Origin of the sequence: Pseudoalteromonas sp. S1727, assembly GCF_005886375.1 — a bacterium.
Taxonomy (GTDB): domain Bacteria; phylum Pseudomonadota; class Gammaproteobacteria; order Enterobacterales; family Alteromonadaceae; genus Pseudoalteromonas; species Pseudoalteromonas haloplanktis.
This window is the reverse complement of record NZ_PNDT01000247.1, coordinates 1-413: the sequence shown is the minus strand read 5'-3', so window position 1 is coordinate 413 and position 413 is coordinate 1. Positions and strand designations below refer to the sequence as shown.

Sequence of the window (413 nt, the reverse complement as noted above, 5' to 3'; positions counted from 1 at the left end):
CTTAGGCGAATAAATTTGCAATTCACTACTATATTGTATTATAAAAGTATAAATACAATTATAAAAAGGTTAGTGGTATGTCATTGCAATGTGTAACTCAGCGCCTAACAGCGGTTCATCAGTCGTCAGCATCTATTAAAAAATTCTCTCGCGGTATCTTTGCAGTGGCAGTGTCTTTTGGCATTGCCTTAACCCCCGCGTGTGCTCACCAAGGAGACAATATGAGCAATTCACCTTCTGCATTACTGCACGCTTATGGCAAGCTTGCAGATCACACTCCGATCAACCAAGTGACCTTAACCAATAGCAATGGTGTGAGCGTTGATGTGATCAATTATGGGGGCATCATAACGCGCATCGAAACGCCAGACAGCAATGGCAACATGGGTAACATTGTTTTAGGCTTGGATAAC

Annotated in this window: 1 pseudogene; it reads left to right on the top strand. The window is 42.1% G+C overall.

Going from position 1 to position 413, the window contains the following annotated elements:
• Positions 1–77: 77 nt before the first annotated feature.
• Positions 78–413 (top strand): annotated as a pseudogene (locus CWB85_RS21870) (galactose-1-epimerase); the annotation flags it as partial.